Here is a 290-nt window from a genome sequence, read left to right as displayed (position 1 = left end):
CGCCACGCCGGTGTCGATCAGGCTTTGAATGGCCTGGTGCAGCATCACCGTCTTGCCGACCCGGCGCGGGCCGATCACCACCACCGCGCGCCGCACCTCGCGCGCCTGCACCAGTCGCAAAAAGAGCTGAAAGTAGGCGCGGCGCGGCCAGGCGCGCATGTCCGCATCAATACCCTTGCCGGCGCGCCACCAGGGGTTGGTGTCGGCCAGATACTCCTGCACGGCAGGCAAAGGAATCGAAAGCGATTGCTCAAGAGCCACAGAGCATCCTTAAAATGTCAATATAAGTC

The 290-nt window shown here is 62.8% G+C and carries 1 protein-coding gene; it reads right to left on the bottom strand.

Annotation, left to right across the window (positions count from 1 at the left end; all coding sequences use genetic code 11):
• Window positions 1-261 (bottom strand): hypothetical protein (locus RMT89_RS42245; RefSeq protein ID WP_315889065.1); only part of this gene is annotated, 261 nt, incomplete at its 3' end.
• Window positions 262-290: the final 29 nt, after the last annotated feature.

The organism is Streptomyces sp. P17, assembly GCF_032436805.1.
Lineage (GTDB): Bacteria > Actinomycetota > Actinomycetes > Streptomycetales > Streptomycetaceae > Streptomyces.
This window is presented reverse-complemented; position numbering and strand designations above follow the sequence as displayed.